The 25,833-nt window shown below is 68.6% G+C and carries 26 protein-coding genes; 17 read left to right on the top strand and 9 right to left on the bottom strand.

Annotated elements, in window-relative coordinates:
• Window positions 1-12: 12 nt before the first annotated feature.
• Together O5M90_RS04095 and O5M90_RS04090 are read right to left on the bottom strand one after the other, a co-directional pair.
• On the bottom strand, window positions 13-912 hold the full coding sequence (locus tag O5M90_RS04095; RefSeq protein WP_269838939.1) for a DMT family transporter: 900 nt from the start codon (window positions 910-912) through the stop codon (window positions 13-15).
• Window positions 912-1,745: an IclR family transcriptional regulator gene (locus O5M90_RS04090; protein ID WP_262972726.1), complete on the bottom strand. Its 834-nt coding sequence runs from the start codon at window positions 1,743-1,745 to the stop codon at window positions 912-914. The genes O5M90_RS04095 and O5M90_RS04090 overlap by 1 nt, the downstream gene beginning before the upstream one ends.
• Window positions 1,746-2,024: 279 nt before the next feature.
• Here O5M90_RS04090 and O5M90_RS04085 point away from each other — a divergent pair, with 279 nt between their 5' ends.
• The 9 genes from O5M90_RS04085 to O5M90_RS04045 all read left to right on the top strand — a co-directional run bounded on the left by O5M90_RS04085 (window position 2,025) and on the right by O5M90_RS04045 (window position 10,013).
• Window positions 2,025-3,713, top strand: coding sequence for a long-chain fatty acid--CoA ligase (locus tag O5M90_RS04085; RefSeq protein WP_269838940.1), 1,689 nt, complete (start codon window positions 2,025-2,027; stop codon window positions 3,711-3,713).
• Window positions 3,714-3,747: 34 nt separating this feature from the next.
• Window positions 3,748-4,731: a tripartite tricarboxylate transporter substrate binding protein gene (locus tag O5M90_RS04080; RefSeq protein WP_137944985.1), complete on the top strand. Its 984-nt coding sequence runs from the start codon at window positions 3,748-3,750 to the stop codon at window positions 4,729-4,731.
• A gap of 9 nt (window positions 4,732-4,740) precedes the next feature.
• Entirely contained in the window at window positions 4,741-6,258 is a 1,518-nt protein-coding gene (locus O5M90_RS04075; protein WP_269838941.1) for a class I adenylate-forming enzyme family protein, read from the top strand.
• Window positions 6,255-7,217, top strand: a complete 963-nt coding sequence (locus O5M90_RS04070; RefSeq protein ID WP_269838942.1) for a tripartite tricarboxylate transporter substrate binding protein — start codon at window positions 6,255-6,257, stop codon at window positions 7,215-7,217. The genes O5M90_RS04075 and O5M90_RS04070 overlap by 4 nt, the downstream gene beginning before the upstream one ends.
• Window positions 7,218-7,263: 46 nt before the next feature.
• Window positions 7,264-7,536 carry a YlcI/YnfO family protein gene (locus O5M90_RS04065; RefSeq protein ID WP_137944988.1) on the top strand — a complete coding sequence of 91 codons (273 nt, stop codon included), beginning with the start codon at window positions 7,264-7,266 and terminating at the stop codon, window positions 7,534-7,536.
• Window positions 7,533-7,847: a type II toxin-antitoxin system RelE/ParE family toxin gene (locus tag O5M90_RS04060; RefSeq protein WP_262972730.1), complete on the top strand. Its 315-nt coding sequence runs from the start codon at window positions 7,533-7,535 to the stop codon at window positions 7,845-7,847. Before O5M90_RS04065 ends, O5M90_RS04060 begins: the two co-directional genes overlap by 4 nt.
• Window positions 7,847-8,617, top strand: coding sequence for a class II aldolase/adducin family protein (locus O5M90_RS04055; protein ID WP_269838943.1), 771 nt, complete (start codon window positions 7,847-7,849; stop codon window positions 8,615-8,617). Before O5M90_RS04060 ends, O5M90_RS04055 begins: the two co-directional genes overlap by 1 nt.
• The gene (locus O5M90_RS04050) at window positions 8,617-9,546 is read left to right on the top strand and encodes a 2-hydroxyacid dehydrogenase (protein ID WP_269838944.1); all 930 of its coding nucleotides are present in this window, start codon (window positions 8,617-8,619) and stop codon (window positions 9,544-9,546) included. The genes O5M90_RS04055 and O5M90_RS04050 overlap by 1 nt, the downstream gene beginning before the upstream one ends.
• Before the next feature lie 146 nt (window positions 9,547-9,692).
• On the top strand, window positions 9,693-10,013 hold the full coding sequence (locus tag O5M90_RS04045; protein ID WP_269838945.1) for a hypothetical protein: 321 nt from the start codon (window positions 9,693-9,695) through the stop codon (window positions 10,011-10,013).
• A gap of 10 nt (window positions 10,014-10,023) precedes the next feature.
• Here the strand turns inward: O5M90_RS04045 and O5M90_RS04040 are convergent, their stop codons facing one another.
• On the bottom strand, window positions 10,024-10,695 hold the full coding sequence (locus O5M90_RS04040) for a response regulator transcription factor (protein WP_269838946.1): 672 nt from the start codon (window positions 10,693-10,695) through the stop codon (window positions 10,024-10,026).
• A 242-nt stretch (window positions 10,696-10,937) separates the two neighbouring features.
• On the opposite strand from O5M90_RS04040, the gene O5M90_RS04035 reads away from it, so the two are divergent.
• From O5M90_RS04035 to O5M90_RS04000, 8 genes are all read left to right on the top strand, one after another.
• Window positions 10,938-11,540 carry a response regulator transcription factor gene (locus tag O5M90_RS04035; protein WP_440401820.1) on the top strand — a complete coding sequence of 201 codons (603 nt, stop codon included), beginning with the start codon at window positions 10,938-10,940 and terminating at the stop codon, window positions 11,538-11,540.
• A gap of 153 nt (window positions 11,541-11,693) precedes the next feature.
• Window positions 11,694-12,521 carry an alpha/beta fold hydrolase gene (locus O5M90_RS04030; protein ID WP_137944995.1) on the top strand — a complete coding sequence of 276 codons (828 nt, stop codon included), beginning with the start codon at window positions 11,694-11,696 and terminating at the stop codon, window positions 12,519-12,521.
• Window positions 12,522-12,566: 45 nt separating this feature from the next.
• Complete coding sequence (locus O5M90_RS04025; protein WP_269838947.1) at window positions 12,567-13,220, top strand: hydrolase; 654 nt, start codon at window positions 12,567-12,569, stop codon at window positions 13,218-13,220.
• A 16-nt stretch (window positions 13,221-13,236) separates the two neighbouring features.
• Window positions 13,237-13,509: a XapX domain-containing protein gene (locus O5M90_RS04020; protein WP_137944997.1), complete on the top strand. Its 273-nt coding sequence runs from the start codon at window positions 13,237-13,239 to the stop codon at window positions 13,507-13,509.
• Window positions 13,502-15,379: an amidohydrolase gene (locus O5M90_RS04015; protein ID WP_440401819.1), complete on the top strand. Its 1,878-nt coding sequence runs from the start codon at window positions 13,502-13,504 to the stop codon at window positions 15,377-15,379. The genes O5M90_RS04020 and O5M90_RS04015 overlap by 8 nt, the downstream gene beginning before the upstream one ends.
• Window positions 15,380-15,381: 2 nt before the next feature.
• Window positions 15,382-15,774, top strand: a complete 393-nt coding sequence (locus tag O5M90_RS04010; RefSeq protein ID WP_440401818.1) for a DoxX family protein — start codon at window positions 15,382-15,384, stop codon at window positions 15,772-15,774.
• Window positions 15,749-17,365, top strand: coding sequence for an MFS transporter (locus tag O5M90_RS04005; protein WP_440401817.1), 1,617 nt, complete (start codon window positions 15,749-15,751; stop codon window positions 17,363-17,365). Before O5M90_RS04010 ends, O5M90_RS04005 begins: the two co-directional genes overlap by 26 nt.
• A gap of 94 nt (window positions 17,366-17,459) precedes the next feature.
• Window positions 17,460-18,275, top strand: coding sequence for a hypothetical protein (locus tag O5M90_RS04000; RefSeq protein WP_137945001.1), 816 nt, complete (start codon window positions 17,460-17,462; stop codon window positions 18,273-18,275).
• Between the two features lie 15 nt (window positions 18,276-18,290).
• Here O5M90_RS04000 and O5M90_RS03995 read toward each other — a convergent pair whose 3' ends face one another.
• From O5M90_RS03995 to O5M90_RS03970, 6 genes are all read right to left on the bottom strand, one after another.
• Window positions 18,291-19,793, bottom strand: coding sequence for an aldehyde dehydrogenase (locus tag O5M90_RS03995; RefSeq protein WP_269841364.1), 1,503 nt, complete (start codon window positions 19,791-19,793; stop codon window positions 18,291-18,293).
• A gap of 40 nt (window positions 19,794-19,833) precedes the next feature.
• Window positions 19,834-22,203: an NB-ARC domain-containing protein gene (locus O5M90_RS03990; RefSeq protein WP_269841365.1), complete on the bottom strand. Its 2,370-nt coding sequence runs from the start codon at window positions 22,201-22,203 to the stop codon at window positions 19,834-19,836.
• The gene (locus tag O5M90_RS03985; RefSeq protein ID WP_137945004.1) at window positions 22,200-22,610 is read right to left on the bottom strand and encodes a hypothetical protein; all 411 of its coding nucleotides are present in this window, start codon (window positions 22,608-22,610) and stop codon (window positions 22,200-22,202) included. The genes O5M90_RS03990 and O5M90_RS03985 overlap by 4 nt, the downstream gene beginning before the upstream one ends.
• A gap of 3 nt (window positions 22,611-22,613) precedes the next feature.
• Window positions 22,614-22,943: an antibiotic biosynthesis monooxygenase family protein gene (locus O5M90_RS03980; RefSeq protein ID WP_262972743.1), complete on the bottom strand. Its 330-nt coding sequence runs from the start codon at window positions 22,941-22,943 to the stop codon at window positions 22,614-22,616.
• A 74-nt stretch (window positions 22,944-23,017) separates the two neighbouring features.
• On the bottom strand, window positions 23,018-24,427 hold the full coding sequence (locus tag O5M90_RS03975; protein WP_269841366.1) for an aspartate aminotransferase family protein: 1,410 nt from the start codon (window positions 24,425-24,427) through the stop codon (window positions 23,018-23,020).
• Window positions 24,428-24,439: 12 nt separating this feature from the next.
• Window positions 24,440-25,807, bottom strand: coding sequence for a glutamine synthetase family protein (locus O5M90_RS03970; protein ID WP_137945005.1), 1,368 nt, complete (start codon window positions 25,805-25,807; stop codon window positions 24,440-24,442).
• Window positions 25,808-25,833: the final 26 nt, after the last annotated feature.

Here is a 25,833-nt window from a genome sequence, read left to right as displayed (position 1 = left end):
TTGTTGGGGGGCTCATGCCTTTTGCCCGCTGCTCGGCGCGGTGGCCAGCAGCACGCCGGCCAGCGCCAGGCCATAGGCCAGCAGCTGCACGGCGCCGATACGCTCGCCGAGAAAGACCAGGCCCACCAGCGCGGTGGCGATCGGCAGAAAGACCATGAAGACGCCCGCCTGCGCGGCCGGCACCTTCTTCAGCCCGGTCATCCACAGCCAGACCGTCACCATGCTGGCCGCCGCCGCGTAGAACAGCAGCAGCGCCCAGTGCTGGCCGCTGGGCCGGGCGAAGTCATAGCTCAGCGCCTGCCACAGGCCCAGCGGCGTCACCAGGGCCAGGCCCCAGAGATTGATCAGCGCGCTGATGCGCTTGGGTGAGAGATGGGCGGTCAGCTGCTTGCCGATCACGACATAGCCGGCCTCGCAGAACACCGCCGCGAGCAGCAGGGCGGCGCCCCAGGGCGTGGTCTGGCCCTGGCCCTCGCGGTTCAGTGCTACCAGCGCAATGCCGCTGACGCTCAGCACGATGCCGGCCATCACCCGCGGCGCGATGTGCTCGCCCAGCAGCAGCCGGCTCAGCAGGGCCACCGCAGCCGGGATGCCGGCCATGATGACGCCGGCCACCACGGCCGAGCTCAGCTGCAGGCCGAACAGCAGGCAGATCGAGAACAGGAAGTTGCCGACAAAGGACTCCAGGAACAGCAGGCGGCGCGAGCGCGCATCGAGCCGGGCTTCGTCGGCGCCGCGCCGGACCCAGCCGGCCATCAGCACGGCCGCGCTGCCAAAGCGCAGCCAGGCCAGCAGAAACACCGGGAACACCGCCAGCAGCAGCTTGGACAGGCCGACATAGCTGCCGACCAGGCTGGTGCTCAGCGCCAGGCAGGCATAGGCCAGCCAGGGCGTTGGAACGGGGCTGGCCATCAGTCGCGCCAGTCGGCCGCCTGGATGGCGTCGACGATCTCGCGGCCGGTGCGCTTCAGCGCGGCGGCGAAGTCCTCGTGCAGCAGCGCGCCGCGCAGCCGCGTGGCCGGGCCGCCCACCGTCAGCGCCAGAGGCTCGCGGCCGTCGCCGATGTCGATGCCGACACCGATGGCCGCGATATCGCTCTCCCACTCCGACTCGGAACAGGCATAGCCGCGCCGCGCGTAGTCGGCCTCGGCGCGCCGCAGCGCCGGCTGCTGGCGGGCCCAGCGCTCGGCGTCCTGGGCTTGCAGGCGCTGGCCCAGCAGGGTGCGCATGCCCGGCGAGGCGCAGCACCACATCGCGCGGCCCATCGCGGTCTCGGCCAGCGGCAGCCGGGTGCCGACATCCAGGCCTAGGATTAGCCGCGCGGTGCTGCGGCAGTGGGCGACATAGACCATGCTCAAGTCATGCCGCACGCCCAGCGAGATCGCGGCCTGGGTGTGCTCGGCCAGGGTCTCCATGAAGGGGCGGGCGATGCGGCCGATCTCGAAATTCGTCAGCACCGAGAAGCCCAGCGACAGCACGGCCGGGCTCAGCGCGTACTCGCCGGTCTGCGGGCGGTGGCGCAGATAGCCCAGGCTGGTCAGCGTGAAGCTCAGGCGCGAGACGGTGGCCTGGGGCAGGCCGGTGCGGCGGGCGATCTCCTGGTGCGCGAGCCAGCGGTCCTGCGGCTTGAAGCAGCGCAGCAGCTCCAGCCCGCGGGCCAGCGCGGTGACGAAACGCCGATCCTCGGCCGGGTCGGCGCTGTCCGTGCCACCGGCCTCGGCGAGGCTGCTGCGTTGTCGTCCCATGCTTGCTGCAATCCGGTTATTTTCCGCTCGACGGAATATAGCGTGCCATGTTGCCATTCGCCGTGGCGCATGGATGCTCGCAATCCCTGATTTCAGATCCATTCCAATTTACAGCTGCCGACGGGCTGCGTAGACTGGGTCGTAGCATTTGTGTATTCCGTCGAGCGGAATGAAGGAATGACGCCGATGCGACAGCGGTGCCCCAGGCGCCGACCTATAAGCAAGGACGGAGACAAGAAGCCAACGGCCGCGCAGCGATGCCGGCCATGGCCCAGCCCCATGAATTCAGTCCCTTCATCGCAGGCACCGCATCTGGCGCACTGGCCGCCGGGCCTGCCGCAACACCTGACCCTGCCGCAGACCCACCTCTTCTTCAATGTCGAGGTGGCTGCCGCGCGCTACCCCGACAAGCCCTTCATCATCTTCTACGACACGGCGATCAGCTTCGCCGAGTTCCTGCGCGAGACCGAGCGCATCGCCGGCTATCTGCAGCAGGACTGCGGCGTCCAGGCCGGCGACCGGGTGCTGCTCTATATGCAGAACAGCCCGCAATGGGTGTTGGCCTTCTACGCCATCCTGCGCGCCAATGCGGTGGTCGTGCCGGTCAATCCGATGAACCGGGGCGAGGAGTTGCGCCACTATGTCGCGGACAGCGGCGCCGGCACGGCTTTCGTCGCGCAGGATCTGCTGGATCAGCTGCAGCCGCTGCAGTCCTTGCCGGGCGCGGGCGGGCTGCAGCATCTGATCGTCGCGTGCTATAGCGACTATCTGCGCGAGGCTACCGATCTGAGCGTGCCCGATTTCGTGGCCGCGCCGGCGCGGCCCCTGGTCGGCACCGGCTTGCGGGCCTGGCGCGAGATGCTGCAGGCCGGGCGTGTGCCGGGCCCGCTGACGGCCGGCCCCGACGATCTCTGCGTGATGCCCTACACCTCGGGCACGACCGGCCAGCCCAAGGGCTGCATGCACACGCACCGCAGCGTGATGAGCACCCTGGTCGGCGGCATCAACTGGTTCGCCCGCACCCAGGACGCGGTCTATCTGTCGGTGCTGCCCTTCTTCCATGTCACCGGCCTGTCGGGCAGCCTCAACGGGCCGCTCTATATCGGCGCCACCATCGTCGTGCTGCCGCGCTGGGACCGCGATGCGGCGGCACTGTGCATGCAGCGCTACCGGGTCACCGTCTGGCAGACCATCTCGACCATGCTGATCGACTTCCTGGCCAACCCCAGGCTGGCGGACTATGACCTGTCCAGCCTGGCCGGCATCCGCGGCGGCGGCGCGGCGATGCCCGAGGCCATCTGCGCCAAGCTGAAGGCGCTGACCGGACTGGACTATGTCGAGGGCTACGGCATGTCCGAGACCATGGCCGCCACCCATATCAATCCGGTGCACCGGCCCAAGCCCCAGTGCCTGGGCATCCCGGTCTTCGATGTCGATGCGCGCATCGTCGACCCCGTCAGCCTGGCCGAGCTGCCGCAGGGCGAGAGTGGCGAGATCATCATCGCCGCGCCGCAAGTGATGCAGGGCTATTGGCGCAATGCCGAGGCCACCGCCCAGGCCTTTGTCGAGATCGCCGGCCAGCGTTTTCTGCGCACCGGCGACCTGGGCCGCATCGACGAGGACGGCTACTTCTTCATGACCGACCGCCTCAAGCGCATGATCAATGCCTCGGGCTACAAGGTCTGGCCGGCCGAGGTCGAGGCGCTGATGTACCACCACCCGGCCGTGCAGGAGGCCTGCGTGATCGGCGTGCAGGACGCCCGACGCGGCGAGACCGTCAAAGCCCTGGTCGTGCTCAAGCCCGGCCTGGCGGAATCGGTCAGCGAGCAGGACATCATCGACTGGGCCCATGGCCATATGGCCGCCTACAAGAGCCCGCGCATCGTCGAGTTCGTCGCCGCGCTGCCCAAGTCGGGCAGCGGCAAGGTGATGTGGCGCGAACTGCAGGAACAGCAGTCCCGGACCTGAATCCCCCTCTCTCATAAAACCAGGAGACAAAGTGATGAGCAAGCAAACGATGATGTGGGGCCGCCGCCTGATGCTGGCGGCCGGCGCCGTGGCCGCGCTGGCGCCGCTTGCCGGCGCCCAGGCCCAGGCCTTCCCGAGCAAGCCGGTCACCTTGATCGTGCCCTGGCCGGCCGGTGGCTCGACCGACCGGCATCTGCGCGCGCTGTCCGAGCTCGCGTCCAAGCATCTGGGCCAGCAGATCATCATCGAGAACAAGCCCGGTGGCGGCGGCACGCTGGGCCCGGGCACGATGGCGCAGACCGCCAAGCCCGACGGCTACACGATCTCGCAGTACCCGCTGGGCATGCTGCGCATCCCGCATATGCAGAAGACCGCCTGGGACCCGCTGAACGACTTCACGTTCATCATCGGCATCAGCGGCTACACCTTCGGCTTCACCGTCAAGAGCGACTCGCCGTTCAAGAGCTTCAACGACTACATCGAGGCCGCCCGCAAGGCACCCGGCCAGATCAACTACGGCTCCACCGGCACCGGCAGCAGCCCGCATCTGCTGCTGGAAGAACTGGCCGGCAATGCCAAGGTGCAGCTCAACCACATCCCCTTCAAGGGCAATGCCGATCTGCAGCAGGCCTTGCTGGGCGGCCATGTGATGGCGCAAAGCGATGCCAGCGGCTGGGACAAGTTCGTCGACGGCGGCCAGATGCGTTTGCTGGTGACCTTCGGCGAGCAGCGCACCAAACGCTGGCCCCAGGTGCCCACCGCCAAGGAGCTGGGCTACAACGTCGTGTCGACTTCGCCTTACGGCCTGGCCGGCCCCAAGGGCATGGACCCGGCGGTCGTCAAGGCCTTGCACGATGCCTACAAGAAGGCGATGGACGACCCCAAGCACATCGAGCTGCTGGAGCAGCTGAACCAGGCCATGTGGTATCGCAACGGCGCGGAGTACCGCCAGTGGGCGGTCGAGACCTATGCCAAGGACAAGGCGCTGATCGAGCGCCTGGGCCTGGCGGCGAAGTAGGCGGTGGGGATGACCGATGACCAGGACTTCCAGCGCATCGCCGACCTGATCCATCAGCATGCGCTGCAGCGGCCGGCCGCGCCGGCGCTGCGCCAGGGCGACACGGTGCTGAGCTATGCCGCGCTCGATGCGCTGATGGACCGCATCGCCGGCGCGCTGCAGCGCGAGGGCATCGCGCCCGGCCAGGCGATTGCGCTGTGCGGCCTGGCCACGCCGCGCCAGGCGGCGCTGTTCCTCGGCGCGCTGCGGGCCGGCGTCGTCGTCGCGCCGCTGGCCCCCTCGGTCACGGCGGCGGCGCTGGCCGGCATGCTGGGCGATGCGCAGGCGCGGCTGCTTTTTGCCGACGCGGCGGCGCCGATCTCGGCCGGCGACATCCGCCGTATCTCGCTCGACGACGAGGCCGCTTTCGAGGCCTGGCTGGCGCCGCCCGGCGCGCGGCCGCAGCCGGTGGAGATAGGCGCCGAGGCGCCGTTCAACATCATCTATTCCTCCGGCACCACCGGTGCGCCCAAAGGCATCGTCCAGCCCCATGGCATGCGCTGGATGCATGTGCGGCGCGGTGCGACCTATGGCTACGGGCCCGACAGCGTGACCCTGCTGGCCACGCCGCTGTACTCGAACACGACACTGGTGGTGTTCTTCCCGGCCCTGGCCTATGGCGGCTGCGTGCTCTTGATGGCCAAGTTCGATGCCGCCGCCTATCTGGCCCTGGCCCATGCCCACCGTGCCACGCACACGATGCTGGTGCCGGTGCAGTACCAGCGCATCATGGCCTTGCCGAGCTTTGACGACCATGACTTGAGCGCCTGCCGGATCAAGTTCTGCACCAGCGCGCCGTTCCCGGCCGCGCTGAAGGCCGAGGTGCTGGCGCGCTGGCCCGGCGGCCTGGTGGAGTTCTACGGCATGACCGAGGGCGGCGGCACCTGCATCCTCGAAGCCCATCTGCAGCCCGACAAGCTGCATACCGTGGGCCGGCCCGCCGAGGGCCACGACATCCGCCTGATCGACGATGCGGGGCTGGAACTGCCGACCGGCCAGGCCGGCGAGGTGGTCGGCCATTCGCCGGCGATGATGGCCGGCTACCACGGCCAGCCCGAGAAGACGCGCGAGGCCGAGTGGTTCGCGCCGGACGGCAAGCGCTTCATCCGCACCGGCGACATCGGTCGCTTCGATGCCGAGGGCTTTCTGATCCTGCTCGACCGCAAGAAGGACATGATCATCTCGGGCGGCTTCAATATCTACCCCAGCGATCTGGAGGCCGAGCTGCGCCAGCACCCGGCCGTCGCCGAGGCGGCGGTGGTGGGCGTGGCCAGCAGCGTCTGGGGCGAGACCCCGGTGGCCTTTGTCGTGCGCCGTGCCGGTTTCGACATGCCGGCCGCAGCGCTGCGCGAATGGCTCAACGCCCGCGTCGGCAAGACCCAGCGCCTGGCCGATCTGCGCCTGATCGCCGAGCTGCCGCGCAGTGCCATCGGCAAGGTGCTCAAGCGCGAGCTAAGGGATGGCTACAACCAGCAGGAGACGATATGAAGACGAACCGCCGCGAGTTTGCCCTGGGCCTGGCCGCGCTGAGCGCGCCGGCCTGGGCCCAGGCCTGGCCGGCCAGGCCGATCAAGCTCATCGTGCCTTACCCGCCCGGCGGCTTCACCGATGTGACCGCGCGCCTGGTCGCGCAGAAGCTGCAGGAGCGGCTGGGCCAGGCCGTGCTGGTCGACAACAAACCCGGCGCCAACAGCATCATCGGCGTCGATGCGCTGGCCAAGTCGGCGCCCGATGGCTACACGATGGCCGTCGTGATCGCCGCCTATGCGGCCAACACGACGCTGTATCCGAAGCTGCCCTATGACCCGGCCAAGGACATCGCGCCGGTCTCGCTGATCGGCCTGTCGCCGCTGGTCGCGGCGGTCCCCAATGAGGTGCCCTTCAAGACGGCCGCCGAGCTGATCGCCTATGCGAAGAAGAACCCCGGCAAGATCAGCTTCGGCTCCAGCGGCAACGGCTCGGCCGCCCACCTCAGCACCGAGCTGCTGAAGGCGCTGACCGGCAGCTATATGGTGCACATCCCCTATCGCGGTGCGGCCGCCGCGCTGACCGATCTGATGGGCGGCCAGATCCAGCTCTTTCTCGACGCCGCCTCGGGCCTGATCGCCCCCGGCAAGGCCGGCAAGGTGCGGCTGATCGGCGTGGCCAGCGACAAGCGTCTGCCCGCGCTGCCCGAGCTGCCGACCTTTGTCGAGCAGGGCGTGGCCGGCTTCACCGGCAGCACCTGGGCCGGCCTGCTGGCGCCGGCCGGCACGCCGGAGGCCATCGTCAAGAAAGTGGCCGACGAGGTCAATGCCATCGTCCGCCTGGACGAGGTGCGCCAGCGCCTGGAGGCCATGGGCACGGTGCCCATGGGTGGCAGCCCGGCCGAGTTCGGCAGCTTCATCGCCAGCGAAACGGCCAAATGGGGCCAGGTGATACGCAACGCCAAGGTGAAGGTGGACTGAGGGCGGGTTTGTTGTGGCTGTAGTGCAAGCGCAATACAATACGCTGATGAAAACCGCCGTCATTCCCCAGATTCGCGTGGAGCCCGAGCTTCGTGCCGATCTCGAATCGGTGCTCCGGCAGGGCGAGACGCTGACCGACTTTGTCGAGGCGACCGTGCGCAATGCGATTGCCTTCCGGCGCGTGCAAACGGCCTTCCATGAGCGGGCGCAGGCCGCCTCCGAGGAGTACCACCGCACCGGTGTTTCCGTGCCTGTCGAGACGGTGCTGGGTCGACTGCAGACCAAGCTCGATGCCAAGCGCAAGAAACTCGGGCCATGAGTTTCAGCGTCGAGTTGGCCCCTGCTGCCGAGGCCGACTTGGAACGCCTGTTTGATTTCTTGCTCGAACGGGCCGAGACCGGCGAGGCCCTTGACGAGGCCCAGCAGGCCATCGCCGCGATCAGAGCCGCCGCGCAGCATCGACTGGCCATCACCCCCTTCAGCTTCCGCAAGGCGGCTCGCAACCCCGCTCAGCGGGAGCTGATCATCCCCTTCGGGAACACCGGCTATGTGGCGCTGTACGAGATCGTCAGCACGACCAAGGTTGTCGTGCTGGCCGTGCGCCACCAGCGTGAAGAGGACTATCACTGATGAAGCCATTGCCCCCCATCCCCAGCCTGCAGGCTCAGGTCTCGCCCGAGGAGTGGCAGCAGCGCGTCGATCTGGCGGCGGCCTACCGTCTGGTGGCGATGTTCGGCTGGGACGATCTGGTCTTCACCCATATCTCGGCGCGGGTGCCGGGCGAGGGCGATCAGTTCCTGATCAATCCCTACGGCCTGTTCTTCGAGGAGATCACGGCCTCCAGTCTGGTCAAGGTGGATCACCACGGCCGGGCGCTGCAGGACACGCCGTTCGCGATCAACCCGGCCGGCTTCATGATCCACAGCACCGTGCACGAGGCGCGGCCCGAGATGAGCTGCGTGATGCACACGCACACCCCGCATGGCATCGCGGTCTCGGCGCAGGCCGAGGGGTTGCTGCCCTTGTCGCAGCAGTCGGGCTTTGTGCTGGGCAGCCTGGCCTATCACGACTACGAGGGCGTCGCGCTGCGCGATGCCGAGCGGCCGCGCCTGGCTGCCGATCTGGGCACGGCGCGCTTCATGATCCTGCGCAACCACGGGCTGCTGACCTGCGGTCGCAGCGTCGCCGAAGCCTTCCAGCAGATGTACACGCTGGAGGCGGCCTGCCGCATCCAGCTGCTGGCGCAGGCCGGTGGCAGCGCGCTGACCCGGGTGCCGCAGGCCATCATTGACACCATGCCCGAGCAGGCGCGCGAGGTCAGCAAGGGCCTGGGCGCGAATCTGGTCTGGCCGGGCCTCTTGCGCCGGCTCGATCGTCGCCTGCCGGGTTACGAGAGCTGATGGCCATCCTGGTTCTCAGCGCGCCGCTGCCCTCGGCGCCCTTCGTCGCGGCGCTGCGCGCGGCCGCCCCCGAGGTGCAGGTCTGGACCGAGGCCGATGCGCCGCCGCCCGAGGCGGTCGAAGCCATCCTGGCCTGGCGGCTCAAGCCCGGCCAGCTCGGCGCTTACCCGAACCTGCGTCTGCTGTGCTCGACCGGCGCCGGCGTCGAGAAGCTGCTGGCCGTGCCGGACCTGCCGCCGGGGCTGCCGGTGAGCCGCGTGGTCGACCCGCTGCAGGCCCGCACCATGGCCCAGTATGTGATCGCCTGCGCACTGCATTTCAGCCGCGATCTGCCGCTGTATGCGGCCCAGCAGGCGCGCGCCGAGTGGCGCCGCCACCCGGTGCGGTCGCCCGAGCGCTGCCGGGTCGGCATCCTGGGCCAGGGGGCGGTGGCCCAGGCGGTAGCGGCCGCCTTTGTGCCGCTGGGCTACCCGGTGACCTTGTGGGGCCGCCAGGCCAAGCAGTTCGCCGGCCTGCAAAGCCTGGCCGGCGCTGGCGCGCTGCCGCAGCTGCTGGCCCAGAGCGATCTGCTGGTCTGCACCCTGCCGCTGACCCCGGCGACGCAGGGCCTGCTGAACCGCGAGCGCCTGGCCCAGCTGCCGCGTGGTGCGGTGCTGATCAATGTCGGCCGCGGCGGCCATCTGGTCGAGGCCGATCTGCTGGCCCTGCTGGACGAGGGACATCTGGCCGGCGCCGCGCTCGATGTGTTCGAGCGCGAGCCGCTGCCGGCCGAGTCCCGGCTCTGGCACCACCCCCGGGTGCTGGCCACACCGCATATCGCCGGCGAGGCGCGCGAGGCCGTGGTGGCCGAGCAGTGTCTCGAGGCGCTGCGCGCGGTGCGCGCCGGGCGGCGGCCCGAGTGGGCGGTGGACCGGGCGGCGGGCTACTGAGCCGCCCAGCGCCCCGCCGACCCCCTAGCTCCAATGGGAGTGGCCGCGCGCCTGCGCTGGCCTTAGGCTTGTTCCAAGATCCTCAATGAGGGGTCTCGGAGACAGGCCTGACGCTGTCGAACAAGCCATACGGAGGCGGGCCGTCCATGGGAAATCAGCAGACCGGCATTGAGATGCTGCCCTTGTTGGCCCTGCTGTCATTGCTCCTCTTGGTTTTGCTGGGCCTGTGCTACTGGATGGCCATGCGGGGGCGTGCTCAACGCCGTGCGCGCGAGCAGGCGCAGCAGGCCGCCCACGATGTGCTGGTGCAGGGAGTGCAAGGCCTGCTGCTGCAGCTGCAGTCGATCGCCGAGGGCTTTCCGAGCCAGGACCCTGCGCGCCTGGCGCTGGAGCGGCTGCTGGACCGCGCCGATGCGCTGCTGCTGGCCGATCGCGAGGCGTTGGCCGGTCGCGATGGGCGGGGCTAGGCGGGCCTATTCAGCAGGCGGCCGACAATGCCTGCCGCGTTGTCGGCGCGGCGCGGCGCTCGTCGCCGATCAGCCCGCGCTGCAGCGCGGCCGCCAGGGCGTGGGTGCGGCTGCTGGCATCGAGCTTGTCCAGCACCGCCTTGACATGGGACTTGACCGTGCCCAGTGCGATGTCCAGGCGCAGGGCGATCGATTTGTTGTCCAGCCCTTCGCCGAGCAGCAGCAGCACATCCATCTCGCGCGCCGTCAGCGCGGTCTGGGCCATGCTTTCCGCCATGCTGGCGGCGGCCGCCGCGCACAGCACGCGCTGGCCTTGGTGGACGCCGCGCACCGCCTCGCGCAACTCCTGCAGGCTGCAGTCGGCGCCCAGATAGCCTTGCACGCCATGCTCCAGCGCCTGCCGGACCTGCCAGCAGCGGGTGGCCTCGGTGACGATCAGGCAGCGCGGCTGGCGCTGGCGCAGCCAGGGCAGGGCCTTGTACTGCCGCATCAGCGCCAGGCCGCAGTGGTAGTCCGCAACCACCATGGACGGCACCGGCTCGTCAGGCGCCGGCAGCTGCCCAGCGCCGAGCGCCGGCAGCTGCCGGACCTGCCAATCGGCATCCAGGGCCGCGGCCAGGCCGGCGGCGGTCAAGGGGGTGCTGTGCAGCACCGCGATATCGGGTTTTGTTGTCGTGAGCATCTGACCTCCGCTTCCGGCAAGCGTGCCGGTATCGGCCTCTATCATCGGCAAACGGGGTGACGGCAACCACCCCCGGCGGGGTGTATCGCGACTACCCGAAAGAGTAGTCGGCAGGGACTCGGGCGGGCCCTGCCACAGCAATGACACAGCAGTTAAAGTGACGCCCGGCCAGCGCAGCAACACGGGGATATGTAGCGACAGTGGGAGCGATAGTGCAGCACACAGATCGGCCCATCCGGGTCTTGACGGTCGACGATCACCCGCTGCTGCGGGAAGGCATTGCTGCGGTCGTCAAACGCCAGCCCGATATGCAGATCGTCGGCGAGGCCGGTAACGGCCTGGAGGCGCTGGCGCAGTTCCGGCAGCTGCAGCCCGACATCACGCTGATGGATGTGCAGATGCCGGAGATGGACGGGGTACAGGCGATCACCGCGATCCGTGCCGAGTTTGCGCAGGCCCGCATCCTTGTGCTGACCACCTACAAGGGCGATGCCCAGTCCTGGCGCGCGCTGAGGGCCGGCGCGCTGGGCTATCTGCTGAAGAGCTCGCTGCGCACCGATCTGCTGGCGGCCATCCGCGCCGTTCATGCCGGCGGGCGCTGGATCCCGGCCGAGATCGCCGTCGAGCTGGCCAGTCATGCCGGCGATGAGCCGCTGACCGAGCGCGAGATCGAGGTGCTGCAGCGCATTGCCGCCGGCAATTCCAACCGCGAGGTCGGCGCCATGCTGTCGGTGTCCGAAGAGACGATCAAGGCGCGCATGAAGAGCATTCTGGTCAAGCTCAGCGCCAAGGACCGCACCCATGCGGTCTCGATCGCGCTCAAGCGCGGGCTGATACGGCTCTGAGTGGCTGCGGCCCGTGGGCCGACTGCCTCCAATGGGCTAGCGAGTGTCAGGCCATCCTGTGGTGGTGGCCGCGTCGAGGCTTTCCTATGCTGGTGAACGAGTCTGCAGCACCGTTTGCAAGACCGCCAATCGCCCACTACCGGAGCTTCTTCGATGAGCAACACCATCAGCACCCAAGACGGCACGCAGATCTACTACAAGGATTGGGGCAGCGGTCAGCCCGTGGTCTTCAGCCACGGCTGGCCGCTGAATGCGGACAGCTGGGAAGCGCAGATGCTGTTCCTGGCCGAGCACGGCTACCGCGTGATCGCGCATGACCGCCGCGGCCACGGCCGGTCCAGCCAGCCCTGGGGCGGCCATGAGATGAACACCTATGCCGATGATCTGGCCACGCTGCTGGACACGCTGGACATCCAGGGCGCGGCGCTGTTCGGCTTCTCGACCGGCGGCGGCGAGGTGGCCCGCTATATCGGCCGCCATGGCACGAAGCGCGTCGCCAAGGCTGGCCTGATCTCGGCCGTGCCGCCCTTGATGCTGAAGACCGAGGCCAACCCCGGTGGATTGCCGATCGAGGTGTTCGACGGCATCCGCGCCGGCGAGCGCGCCAACCGCGCCCAGCTCTACAAGGACATCGCCTCCGGCCCCTTCTATGGTTTCAACCGCCCAGGCGCCCAGCTCTCGCAAGGCCTGGTCGACACCTTCTGGATGCAAGGGATGATGGCCGGCCACAAGGCCACGCTGGACTGCATCAAGGCCTTCTCGGAGACCGACTTCACCGAAGACCTGAAGAAGTTCGACATCCCGACGCTGGTGCTGCATGGTGACGATGACCAGATCGTGCCCATCGCTGCGGCGGCCCTGGCTGCGGCCAAGCTGATCAAGAACGCCAAGCTGGTTGTCTACCCCGGCGCGCCCCATGGTCTGACCGACACGCACAAGGACAAGCTCAACGCCGATCTGCTGGCCTTCCTGAAGAGCTGATCCACCAGCCCCCGTATCTTCTTTATCGTCTGAAAGGACCCTGACATGCCCATCACCGCCACCCCTACGCCCGGCGCCAAGCTGCTGAACCCCACCGACCACGCGCTGATCCTGATCGACTTCCAGTCGCAGATGGCCTTCGCGACCAAGTCCATCGACGCGATCGCGCTGCGCAACAACGCCGCCCTGATCTCCCACGCCGCAGCCGGCTTCAAGGTGCCCACCATCCTGACCACGGTGGCCGAGAAGAGCTTCTCGGGCCCGATGTTCGACGAGATCACCGCCGCCTTCCCGGGCCAGGCCCTGCTGGACCGCACCTCGATGAACACCTGGGAAGACGCCGCCGTCATCAAGCAGGTCAATGTGATCGGCAAGAGCCGCCTGGTGTTTGCCGGCCTGTGGACCTCGGTCTGCATCGTCGGGCCCACGCTGTCGGCGCTGGACCAGGGTTACGAGGTCTATGTGATCACCGATGCCTGCGGCGACGTCTCGGACGAGGCGCACGAGCGCGCGGTCGAGCGCATGGTGCAGGCCGGCGTGCGCCCGATGACCGCACTGCAATACATGCTGGAGTTGCAGCGCGACTGGGCTCGCAGCGAGACTTACGAGCTGACCACCGGCATCGCCAAGAAGTTCGGCGGCGCCTATGGCCTGGGCATCATCTATGCCAAGTCCATGTTCGGCGCGCACGAAGGCTGATCTGAAGGACATGCCCATGAAGCCTTACCTCTTGTCCCTGGCCATCGGCCTGCTGGTCGGCGTGATCTACGCGCTGTTCAATGTGCGCTCGCCGGCGCCGCCGGTGATCGCGCTGGTGGGGCTTCTGGGCATTCTGGTCGGCGAGCAGCTGCCGCCGCTGGTGAAGAAGTTGATGCAGACCGAGGCCGCGCCGGTCTCCTGGCTGCATCATCAGGTCAAGCCGCATATGTTCGGCGAGCTGCCCAAGTGCGCCGAGAAGTCCGCCGTCCAGGAGTCCAGGCATGTCTGAAACCGCCGATCTGATCCTGCATCGCGGCCAGTTCACGACGCTGAACCGGGCCCAGCCTACGGCCTCGGCGGTGGCCATCAAGGACGGCCGCTTCCTGCGCGTCGGCGATGAGCGGGCCGTGATGGCCCTGGCCGGGCCGATGACCAAGATCATCGATGTGGGCGGCCGCCGCGTGCTGCCGGGCCTGATCGACAACCATATCCACATCATCCGCGGCGGCCTGAACTTCAATCTGGAACTGCGCTGGGACGGCGTGAAGAGCCTGGCCGATGCGATGGCCATGCTCAAGCGCCAGGTCGACATCACGCCGGCGCCGCAATGGGTGCGCGTGGTCGGCGGCTTCACCGAGCACCAGTTCGCCGAGAAGCGCCTGCCGACCCTGGAGGAGCTGAACGCGGTGGCGCCCGACACCCCGGTCTTCATCCTGCATCTCTACGACCGCGCGCTGCTCAACGGCGCCGCGCTGCGCGCCGTCGGCTACACCCGCGACACGCCCGAGCCACCCGGCGGGCAGATCCTGCGCGACAGCGCCGGCAACCCGACCGGCCTGCTCTTGGCCAAGCCGAATGCGTCCATCCTCTACGCCACGCTGGCCAAGGGGCCGAAGCTGCCCGTCGAATACCAGCTGAACTCGACCCGCCACTTCATGCGCGAGCTCAACCGCCTGGGCGTGACCGGCGCCATCGATGCCGGCGGCGGCTTCCAGAACTATCCCGACGACTACCAGGTGATCCAGCAACTGGCCGATGCCGGCCAGCTCACCATTCGCCTGGCCTACAACCTGTTCACGCAAAAGCCCAAGCAGGAGAAAGCCGACTTCCTGAACTGGACCGCCAGCTCCAGCTACAAGCAGGGCGACGACTACTTCCGCCACAACGGCGCCGGCGAGATGCTGGTGTTCTCGGCCGCCGACTTCGAGGACTTCCGCCAGCCGCGCCCGGAGATGGGGCCGGAGATGGAGGACGACCTCGACGGCGTGGTTCGCATCCTGGCGCAGAACCGCTGGCCCTGGCGCATGCATTCGACCTATGACGAGACCATCAGCCGCGCGCTCGATGTGTTCGAGCGAGTCAATCGGGACGTGCCGCTGGCCGGGCTGAACTGGTTCTTCGACCATGCCGAGACGATCTCCGAACGCTCGATGGACCGCATCGCGGCGCTGGGCGGCGGCGTCGCGGTGCAGCACCGCATGGCCTACCAGGGCGAGTACTTCGTCGAGCGCTACGGCTCCGGCGCGGCCGAGGCCACACCGCCGGTGGCCAAGATGCTGAGCAAAGGCATGAAGGTCTCGGCCGGCACCGACGCGACCCGCGTCGCTTCCTACAACCCCTGGGTCTCGCTGGCCTGGCTGATCACCGGCAAGACCGTCGGCGGCCTGCAGCTGACGCCGCAGCGCAACTGCCTGGATCGCGAACAGGCGCTGCGGATGTGGACCGAGAACGTCTGCTGGTTCTCCAACGAGGAGGGCAAGAAGGGCCGCATCGAGGAGGGCATGCTGGCCGACCTGCTGGTGCCGGACCGCGACTTCTTCGCTTGCGCCGAGAGCGAGATCATCGACACCACCGCGCTGCTGACCGTGGTCGGCGGCAAGGTGGTCTATGGCGCCGGCCCCTTCGCCTCGGATGACGAGGCCACGCTGCCGCCGGCCATGCCCGACTGGTCGCCGGTGCGCAGCTTCAAGGGCTATGGCGCCTGGGGCGAGCAAGAAGGCAAGCCCTTGCAAGCCGTCATGCAGCAACAGGCCTGCGCCTGCGCCAAGGCTTGCCATGTGCACGGCCACCAGCATGCCAAGTCCTGGGCCGGCAATGCGCCGGTGTCCGATTTCAAGAGTTTCTGGGGTGCGCTGGGTTGCGCCTGCTGGGCGGTGTGAACATGGCAATCAGGATGAATGCGGGCCTGCGCTGGCTGTGCCTGCTGTTGCTGTGCGCTGCCTATCTGCAGGGCGGTCTGGTCAAGCTCTTCGACTTCCCCGGTGCCGTCGGCGAGATGAGGCACTTCGGCTTGCAGCCGGCGCCCTTGTTTGCGGTGGCGGTGATCGTGCTGGAGCTGGGCGCCGCCGCGCTGATCCTGACGGGCCGGCTGCGCTGGCTCGGCGCGTTGGCGCTGGCGGTCTTCACCGCTGCGGCCACCTTCATGGCCAACCGCTACTGGGAAGCGACCGATCATGAACGCTTCATGCTGATGAATGCCTTCTTCGAGCATTGGGGACTGGTCGGCGGCCTCCTGCTGGTGGCCTGGCATGACTGGCAGGACCGTCGTGGTTGAAGCGAGCAAGGCCTCCTCCTCACCATCGTCCTCGGGCAGCTTCGCGCCGCTGCGCCAGCCGGTGTTCGCCGTGCTGTGGGCGGCCACGGTGCTGGGCAATATCGGCAGCTTCATGCGCGATGTCGCCAGCGCCTGGCTGATCACCGATCTGTCGGCCAGCCCGACCGCCGTCGCGCTGATACAGACCGCCGCGACCTTGCCGGTCTTTCTGCTGGCGATACCTGCCGGCGTGCTCTCCGACATCCTCGACCGCCGCCGCTTCCTGATCGGCGTGCAAGTGCTGCTGGGCGCCGTCAGCGCGACCTTGCTGACCCTGTCCTGGCTGGGCCTGCAGTCGGTCGGTTCGCTGATCGCCTTGACCTTTGTCGGCGGCATCGGCGCGGCGCTGATGGGGCCGACCTGGCAGTCCATCGTCCCCGAGCTGGTGCCGCGTTCAGACCTGAGGAATGCGGTGGCGCTGAACTCGCTGGGCGTCAATATCGCGCGCGCGATCGGCCCGGCCGCCGGCGGCCTGATCCTGGCCAGCTTCGGCGCCGCGCTGACCTATGGCGTCGATGTGCTGAGCTATGTCTTCGTGATCGCCGCGCTGCTGTGGTGGCGCCGTCCGGCACCGAGCGAGAGCGCGCTGTCAGAAGATTTTCTTGGTGCCTTCCGCGCCGGCCTGCGCTACACCCGCGCCAGCCCCGAGCTGCATACCGTGCTGCTGCGTGCGGCGGTGTTCTTCCTGTTCGCCAGCGCCGTCTGGGCCTTGCTGCCACTGGTGGCACGGCAGATGCTGGGCGGCACGGCCGGCTTCTACGGTCTGATGCTGGGCGCGGTCGGCGCCGGCGCCATCCTCGGCGCGGTGCTGATGCCGCGCCTGCGCCAGCGTCTCGATGTCGACGGCCTGCTGCTGCTGGCCTCGCTGCTGGCGGCCGCCGTGATGGCGGCCCTGGTGGCCGCGCCGCCGCGCTGGGCCGCCGTCGTGCTGATGCTGCTGCTCGGCCTGGGCTGGATCATCGCGCTGACCACGCTGAACGGTGTGGCCCAGGCCATCCTGCCGAACTGGGTGCGCGGCCGCGGCCTGGCGGTCTATCTGACCGTGTTCAACGGCGCGATGGCGGCCGGCAGCCTGGGCTGGGGCCTGATCGCGCAGCAGATCGGCGTGCCGGCCACGCTGGCGGCCGGCGCCACAGGTCTGACCGTGGTCGCGCTGATCTTCCACCGGCTCAAGCTGCCCGCCGGCGAGGCCGATCTGCAGCCCGCCAATCATTGGCCCGAGCCGCTGCTGGCCGAGCCGGTCGCTGATGATCGCGGGCCGGTGATGATTCAGATCGAGTACCGCGTTCGCCGCGAAGACCGCGAGGCCTTCCTGCTCGCGCTCAAGCGCCTGGCCATCGAGCGCCGACGCGACGGTGCCTATGCCTGGGGCATCACCGAGCACACGGCCGAACCGGAGCGGCTGATGGAGTGGTTTCTGGTCGAGTCCTGGGCCGAGCACCTGCGCCAGCACCAGCGCGTCTCGCAGGCCGATGCCGATCTGCAGGGCGAGGCGCTGAAGTTCCATATCGGCCCGGAGCGGCCAGCCGTGCATCACTTCCTGGCGCTGTGAGCCGGACGGCGGATCCCGCATCGAATGGAGGACGGGTTTGCGTCGCGCTCCCCGACGCGGCAGGATGCCGGCATCGCCGCCACAGGAGCCGACCATGCCGGAATCCGACAAGCCCGCCACGCCCAGCCTGGACGAGCGGCTCAAGTCCCTGGGTCTGGTGCTGGGCCTGATCTCGACCGGCCTGGGCGTCTTCGTCGCGGTAAAGACGAATTTCATCGCGACGGTGACCAGCGAGATCGACACCCAGGTCAAGGAGGCCAGAAACCGCTCGACCCTGCTGGAGGCGGAGCTGCGCCAGCTAGAGTTGAAGAACAAGGCTTTCGAGAACTCGGTGCGGCTGGTGGCCGAGTGGCAGGTGCTGACCGCCAACGACTTCGCCCGTGGCATGGACGACGGCCTGCTGAACCTGGTCTGGCTGGACGATCAGCAGGAGCAGCAGATGCGCGACGCCGCCAAGGCCTGGAAGGCCCACTATCACCTGATGAGCCGGGCGGCCGATCAGAGCCTGCTGCTGCGCCAGGTCGTCTGCCTGCGCCTGATGAATGTCGGCAACACCCCGGCCACCGAGCTGCGCTTGCTGGCTCATCAGCGCGATTTCGATGCGCAGCGCGGCGGCCAGGGTGGGCTCTACAGTGCGATGACGGCCAGCTTCCAGGGCGAGCCCAAGCCCCATGGCCTGGGTCAGCTGATGGAGCCGGCCCAGCAGTCGCAGCGCCTGAGCAACGAGATCCTGATCCCCGTGGCCCATGTGGTGGGAAGCCAGCGTTATGTCGGTCGGCTGATCCTGCCGGTGCGCCTGCTCTGGAAGGATCCGCGTCAGCAGCGCGAAGGCCAGATGGAGATACGGATCGATGATCCGCGGCTGGCCAACAAGCTCAGGAGCGGGGACCTGGGCCAGACCTCGAAATGAGGGCGCCGCCGCTGTTCAGCCGGCGTTGATACGCAGCCAGGTCGTCTTCAGCTCGGTGTACTTATCGAAGGCGTGCAGCGACTTGTCGCGGCCATTGCCGCTTTGCTTGTAGCCGCCGAAGGGCACGGTGATGTCGTCTTCGTCGTACTGGTTGACATGCACGGTGCCGGCCTTCAGCGCGCGGGCGACGCGGTGGGCGCGGTCGATGTGCGAGCTCCAGACGCTGGCCTGCAGGCCGTAGGCGCTGGCATTGGCCTGGGCCACAGCATCGGCCTCGTCCTTGAAGCGCAGCACGCTCATCACCGGGCCGAAGATCTCCTCGCGGGCGATCTTCATCTGGTTGGTGGCGCCGTCGAACACGGTGGGCTCGACATAGAAGCCGCCGCTGTCGCTGCGCGCCTGGCGGCCGCCGACGATGGCGCGGGCCCCTTCCGATGTGCCGGACTCGATATAGCCCAGCACGGTCTTCAGCTGCGTCTCGTCGACGATGGCGCCCATCACGGTGCTGACGTCCAGCGGGTCGCCGGGCTGGTATCTGGGCGCTTGTGCCGCGACCAGCTCGACGAATTGATCGGCGATGCTCTCATGCACCAGCACGCGCGAGGGCGCATTGCAGCTCTCGCCCTGGTTGAAGAACATCGCGCCGGCCACGGTCTTGGCGGCGCGGGCGATGTCGTCGAAATCGGGGAAGACGATGAAGGCCGACTTGCCGCCCAGCTCGTTGTAGACCCGCTTCAGGTTCGAGCGGCCGGCGTACTCCAGCATCTTGCGGCCGACCCGGGTCGAGCCGGTAAAGCCCACAGCGTCGACCTCCATATGCAGGGCCAGCGCCTCGCCGGCCTCATGGCCGTAGCCGGGCACGACGTTGAGCACCCCCTCGGGCAGGCCGGCGGCCAGCGCGAGCTCGGCCAGGCGCAGCGCGGTCAGCGGCGACTTTTCGCTGGGCTTGAGCACCACCGAATTGCCGGCCGCCAAGGCCGGCCCCAGCTTCCAGGCCGCCATGATCATCGGGTAGTTCCAGGGCACGATGGCACCGACCACGCCCATGGCCTCGCGCTGTATCAGCGCCAGCGCATTCGGCCCGGTCGGCGCGATCTCGTCGTAGACCTTGTCGATGGCCTCGGCATACCAGGCGATGCAGCGCGCGGCGGCCGGCACATCGACCGTCAGCGCGTACTGGATCGGTTTGCCCATGTCCAGCGTCTCCAGCAGGGCCAGCTCGTCGCGGGCCGCCAGGATCGCATCGGCGAAGCGCAAGAGCACCTTTTTGCGCGCGGCCGGCGGCCGGGCGGACCAGCGGCCATCATCGAAGGCGGCGCGGGCGCTGGCGACGGCGGCGGCTATATCGGCCGCCTGGCCGCGCGCGATGGCGCCCAGCAGCCGGCCGTCGATCGGCGAATGCTTGGCGAAGGTCTCGCCGCTGGCGCTGGCGACGCGCTGGCCGGCGATGAAGGCGCGGCCGTCGGCCTGCAGGCTGGCGGCACGGGCGTGCCAGTCGGTGCGGGAAGTCTGAGTCATGGTGTTGGGCCTGGGGCTGTGCGACAGCCGACATCATGGCCTATTCGTCGGCCGCTGTTTGCTGCATGCGGGACAGATGTTCGATCACGCGCTGGGCATAGGCCGCACCCTCGGCGCCCAGCTGCTCCAGCGGCAGGGCCGGCGCGAACAGCCGGGCGGCCAGCGCGGCGGCCGTGCTGCCGGCGATCTCGACAGGCTCGGCCGAGTCCGGCAGGCCCTGGGCCCGCAGCCAGGGGCGCCGCAGGTCACGGGCCAGCGCCTGGGCGGCCGCTGGTTCGCTGGCCTGCAGGACCCGCAGGCGTTCGGCCACGGCCTCGGCCAGCTCGGGGTAGAAGCTCACCGTGTAGGCATCGGGCGGCTCGGGGCTGACCTGGAACAGATAGGCCGCCTGCAAGGCCTGCGCATAGTGCTGGCGCGCCGCATCGAGCTCGCCGCCCTGCAGCTCGACATCGCCCAGCGCGCGCTGCAGCAGGGCCACGACCTCGGGATCCTGCTCGCGTTCGGCCAGGCGCAGCGCCTGCTCGCACAAAGGCCGGGCCAGCGCCGGCTGGCCGCGCTGGATCTGCATATCGGCCAGGTGGTAGAGCACCCAGGCCTGGGTCCACTCGTCGCCGATCTCGACAAACAGGGCCAATGCGTCGCGGTAGCGGGTCTCGGCGGCGGCGAAATCCTGCCGGCCGAAGCGCGCCGCCTCGGCCAGGAAGACGCTGCTGAGACCGCGCACGACGCAGGCATCGGGCTTGTCGCCGTCGGGCGGCGCAGCGTCGAGCTGGGCGCGCCGGCGGATCTCGCCCAGCGTGGCCTCGACGTCCGGCCAGAAGCCCTGGCTGCGCTCGACCGTCTCCTTGGGATAGGCCAGCTTGAAGCGGCGCAACAGGTCCAGCCCCTCGAGCAGCTGGTTGATGCGCTCGCCGCTCTGCGCCTGCAGCAGCGCGCCGCTGCCGGCCTCGGGCGCGGACAGGCTCAGCCGGTGGGCCCATTCATTGAGCAACTGGTCGCAGAAGTCGAAGCCCTCGTCGGTGAAGCAGCTCCACCACCAGAACGCGGTCAGCCAGACACGCAGAAAGGCCATCGTCGCGTCGCGGCTGTAGCCGGCCTGGGCGAAGTGGTAGAGCCAGTTGTCCTGCGATTCGCGCCAGTCGGGGTTCTCGTAGCGGTACAGGCCCAGGTAGTGGCTGCGTTTCTGGTACTGCTCCTCGATGGCTTTCAGCTGGGCCAGGTAGTAGTAGGCGGCGCGGGTGTTCAGCAGCTGCAGCCGCTCCGTCGGCAGCTTGCCGCGCAGGTATTCGGCGATCACCCGGTGCATCGTGTAGCGCGGCTCGCCGCCGGGTCGGGCCGCCGCGCGCCGCTCCAGCATGCCGGCCTGGACCAGCTGGCGCAGCAGCACCGGCCTGACCTCGGCGACGCTCAGCGCCAGCGATTCGTCGAACCAGATCGGATCGGGCCGCAGCACCGCCAGCGCCGTGACCGCCTCGCGCAGCTGCTGGGCGTCGGTGGGCTCGCCGTTGAGCAGGCCCGAGCTGCCCAGCTGGCTGTAGCCGGCCTCGACCACCTCGGCCAGGCTGAAGCTGGCGTTCTCGGCAAACTCCATCGGTTTCTTGGCCGCGAACATGCGGCGTATATCGCTCAGCGAGGCCAGCAGATCCTGCACCGGCCGGCTCTCATCCTCGTTGTTGCGCAGCATGCGGCCCAGCAGCACCAGGGCCAGCGGCAGGCCGTCGACCCGGTCTGCCAGCATGCGCAGGGCCTCGGGCTCGGCCTCGGCGGCCTGCGGCGCCAGCGCGCGCAGCAGGCGCAGGCTCTCGTCCAGCGCCAGCTTGGGCACCACATGGACCTGGGCCCGGGGGTTCAGATCGCGCGCGACCCCGCGCTTGCGCGAAGTCAGCACCCGCGTGATGTGGGGGCCGGCCAGCATGAAGTACTGGCCCTCGGCCGAGGTCCAGACATCGTCAACGACCAGCAGCACCCGGCGCTCGCCGATACGGGCCGCGATCGCGCGGCCCAGCTCGCCATCGTTCTTGCGCTTGGCGATCGTGGCCTCATCCAGGCCGACGGCTTCGGCCCATTTGACCAGCTCGCCATGCACATCGGGCGTCTGGCCCAGATGGGCCCACAGCACGCCGTCGAAGCGGCCGCGCAGCGCCTGGTGGCGTATCAGCTCGGCCGCCACCGTGGTCTTGCCGATGCCGGGCAGGAACTCGAAGGCGAAGTCCTGCTGGCCGGCCTCGATGCCCGCCAGCACGGCGGCCACCAGCTCACTGCGGCCGACGATGGCGTGCTGGGGCAGGCGCAGCTCGGGTTCGGGAATCGCATGCGACGCGTCGCGCGCGGGCTGGCCCAGGTTCAGCGCACCCAGGCTGGCGATCTGGATCAGGTTCTCGATGCGATCGGCCGAGGTGTCGCCGCTCATGGCTTGTCGGACCCGCGCCCGATGTTCAGGGTCTGGACCGAACCGGCGTTGACGACGCTGCCTATGCTGTCGGCCCGCACATTGAACTGCTGGGCCGGGCCGGTCGCAGCCAGACCCTGCAGCAGCTCGGCCAGCTCGCGTGCGAAGGCGGGGTCCCGCTCCAGCGCGTCGCGCAGCAGCTTTTGCACCACCATCTGGTTGAGTGGGTCCTGCGGCGCGGCCTGCAGATCCTGCAACTGCTTGTGCTCGACCGGCGCGGCGGCGAAGCGGGCCTTCAGCTTGTCGAACAGCTTGCCGCCCTGATCCAGAGCGGCCTGACCGGCGCCCTCGGCGAACTTGCCGGCGGCCTTGGCCAGATAGGGGGCGAGGGCGGCGATGACGCCGGCGGCGATGGCGGCGGGGTCCATGGCTCAGCCCCCGGCCCGGAAGGCATAGGAACGCTCGGGCCGGCAGACATCGATCTGATACTCGCTCATGAACTCCTCGCGGCCGCGGCGCTGTGCCTCGCGGTGCTCGGGATGCTCGCGCCAGGCCCGCAGCGTGTCGGCATCGGCGAATTCGACCAGGGTCAGCGTTTCGCCATCGGCGGCCGCGAAGTCCTTGTAGGAGAGAAAGCCCGGCATCGTGCTGGCCACCTCATACATCCGCTGCCCCAGCGGCTCCAGCGCGGCCATATCGGCATCGGCGCGCAGCCGTGAACGGAACACCACCACCAGTTTCTCGGTCGCAGTCATCATCATGGCGCACTCCTCGGAGAAGGCGCGGCCAGTCTACTGCGCACGGCGGCGCCCTACATCCCCCCAGCTTTCGAGCCTCAGAGCCAGCCGCGCCGGCTCACATCGTCCAGGGTCAGGTCCAGGCAGCGCCGAATCAGGCCCAGCATCTCGTCGATCTGTGCCAGCGTCGTCACCAGCGGCGGCGCGACGATCATGCGGTCGCCGACCGCGCGCATGATCAGGCCGTTGCCGAAGCAGTGGGCCCGGCAAAGCATGCCCACGCCGAGCTCGGGCGCGAAGGTCTGCAGCGTGGTCTTGTTCCTGACCAGCTGCAGCGCGCCCATCAGGCCGCAGCTCTGCGCCTCACCAACCAGCGGGTGCTGCTCGGCCAGCTTGGCAAACTGCGCGGCCAGATAGGGGCCCGTGCTGGCCTGCACATGCTTGACCAGATGGAGCTGGCGCAGCAGCCGGATATTGGCCACCGCCACCGCGCAGGCGGTCGGATGGCCCGAGTAGGTGAAGCCATGCTCGAACTCGCCGCCCTGCTCGATCAGCACCCGCGCGATCCGCTCGCCCACCATCACGCCGCCCAGCGGGATATAGCCCGAGGTCACGCCCTTGGCGAAGGTCATCAGATCGGGCCTGAAACCCTGGGTCTCGCAGCCGAACCAGGCGCCGGTGCGACCGAAGCCGCAGATCACCTCGTCGCTGACCAGCAGCACGCCGTATTGGTCGCAGATGCGCTGGATCTCGGGCCAGTAGCTGGCCGGCGGCACGATCACGCCGCCCGCGCCCTGGACCGGCTCGCCGATGAAGGCGGCGACGTTCTCCGGGCCGAGTTCGAGCAGCTTGGCCTCCAGCCAGCGCGCGGCGCTCAGGCCGAAATCCTCGCGGCTTTGCTCGCGGCCCAGCGCGAACCAGTGCGGCTGCTCGATGTGCGCGATGCCCGGTATCGGCAGCCCGCCCTGGGCATGCATGCCGCTCATGCCGCCCAGCGAGGCGCCGGCCATCGTCGAGCCGTGATAGCCGTTGATGCGGCCGATCACGGTCTGGCGCTGCGGCTGGCCCAGGATGTCCCAGTAGCGGCGCACCATGCGCAGCACCGTGTCATTGCCTTCCGAGCCCGAGCCGGTGAAGAACACATGCTGGAACTGTGGTGGCGTGACCTCGGCCAGCAGCTCGGCCAGCTCGATGGCGGGCGGCGTCGCCGTCTGGAAGAAGGCGTTGTAGAAGGGCAGCTCCTTCATCTGGCGCGCTGCGGCATCGATCAGCGACTGCTGGCCGTAGCCGACATTGACGCACCACAGCCCGCTCATCGCGTCGAGGATCTTGTGGCCCTCGCTGTCCCACAGATAAATGTTGTCGGCCCGCTCGATGATGCGCGAGCCCTTGGCGGCCAGGCCCTTGAAGTCGGTGAAGGGGTGGAGGAAATGCGCGGCGTCGGCGCGCTGCCATTCGCCGGTGCTGCGGCGCTCGATCAGCGCGGCTTGTGGATGGATCTGGCTCATCGCGGGTCCTCCTCAGACATGCAGCAGCAGGTGTTCGCGCTCCCAGGGCGAGATCACCTTCATGAACTCGGCGTACTCGATCTCCTTGATCTCCGAGTAGACGGTGATGAAGGACTCGCCGAGCACGGCGGCCAGCTCCTTGTCTGCGCGCAGCAGGGCCAGCGCCTCGCCCAGGCTGCGCGGCAACTGGTAGTCGCCCAGATAGGCATCGCCCTTGCATTCGGCGGTCGGCTCGATGCGGTTCTTGATGCCCAGATAGCCGCAGGCCAGGGTCGCGGCATGAGCCACATAGGGGTTGGCATCGGCGCCGATCACGCGGTTCTCGACGCGCCGCGCGGCCGGCGGCGCCAACGGTGCGCGGATGCCGACGGTGCGGTTGTCAGTGCCCCACTGGATATTGATCGGCGCGGCGGTGTGACGGGCCAGGCGGCGGTAGCTGTTGACATAGGGGGCGAACAGCGCCATTGCGGCCGGGATGTGTTTTTGCAGGCCGCCGATGTACCAGAAGAACTCGCGGCTGGGCGTGCCGTCCTCGTTGCTGAACAGATTGCGGCCGCTGCGCTTGTCGACCAGGCTCTGATGCACATGCATCGCGCTGCCCGGCTCGCCGGCGATGGGCTTGGCCATGAAGGTGGCGAACATATCGTGGCGCAGCGCCGCCTCACGCACCGTGCGTTTGAAGAAGAAGACCTCGTCGGCCAGGCCCAGCGGATGGCCGTGAAAGAAGTTGATCTCCATCTGGCCGGCGCCGATCTCATGGATCAGGGTGTCGACATTGAGTTGCATCTTCTCGCAGTAGTCGTAGACATCCTCGAACAGCGGGTCGAACTCGTTGACCGCGTCGATCGAGTAGGCCTGGCGCGAGGTTTCGGCGCGGCCGCTGCGGCCCACCGGCGGTTTCAGCGGCATGTCGGGATCGCTGTTGCGAGCCACCAGATAGAACTCCAGCTCGGGCGCGACCACCGGCTCCCAGCCCTCGTCGTCGAACAGGCCGCAGACCCTGCGCAGCACCGAGCGCGGCGCGAAGGGCACGAGCTGGCCGTGGCGGTCGAAGCAGTCGTGGATGATTTGCGCGGTCGGGTCGCTGGCCCAGGGCACGAGACGGGCGGTGGTGGGGTCGGCGCGCAGATGCATGTCCCGGTCGTTCGGGCTGATCACATCGTAGTACGGACCTTCCTCGGGGAACTCGCCGGTGACACCCATTGCGACCACGGCCTCGGGCAGGCGCATGCCGCGATCCTCGGTGAACTTCTCGCGCGGCAGGATCTTGCCGCGCGCCACGCCGGTCAGATCGGGCACCAGGCACTCGATCTCGGTGACCCCGTGCTCGCGGAACCATTGCTCCAGCTCGCTGAATGTGAACTTGTCTCGTACCACCATGCTGCACCTCCTCGGTTGATGGGATC

The organism is Paucibacter sp. M5-1 (assembly GCF_027498415.2).
Classification (GTDB): domain Bacteria; phylum Pseudomonadota; class Gammaproteobacteria; order Burkholderiales; family Burkholderiaceae_C; genus Roseateles_E.
The sequence above is the reverse complement of the archived record's forward strand: the minus strand, read 5'-3'. Positions and strand labels throughout refer to the sequence as shown.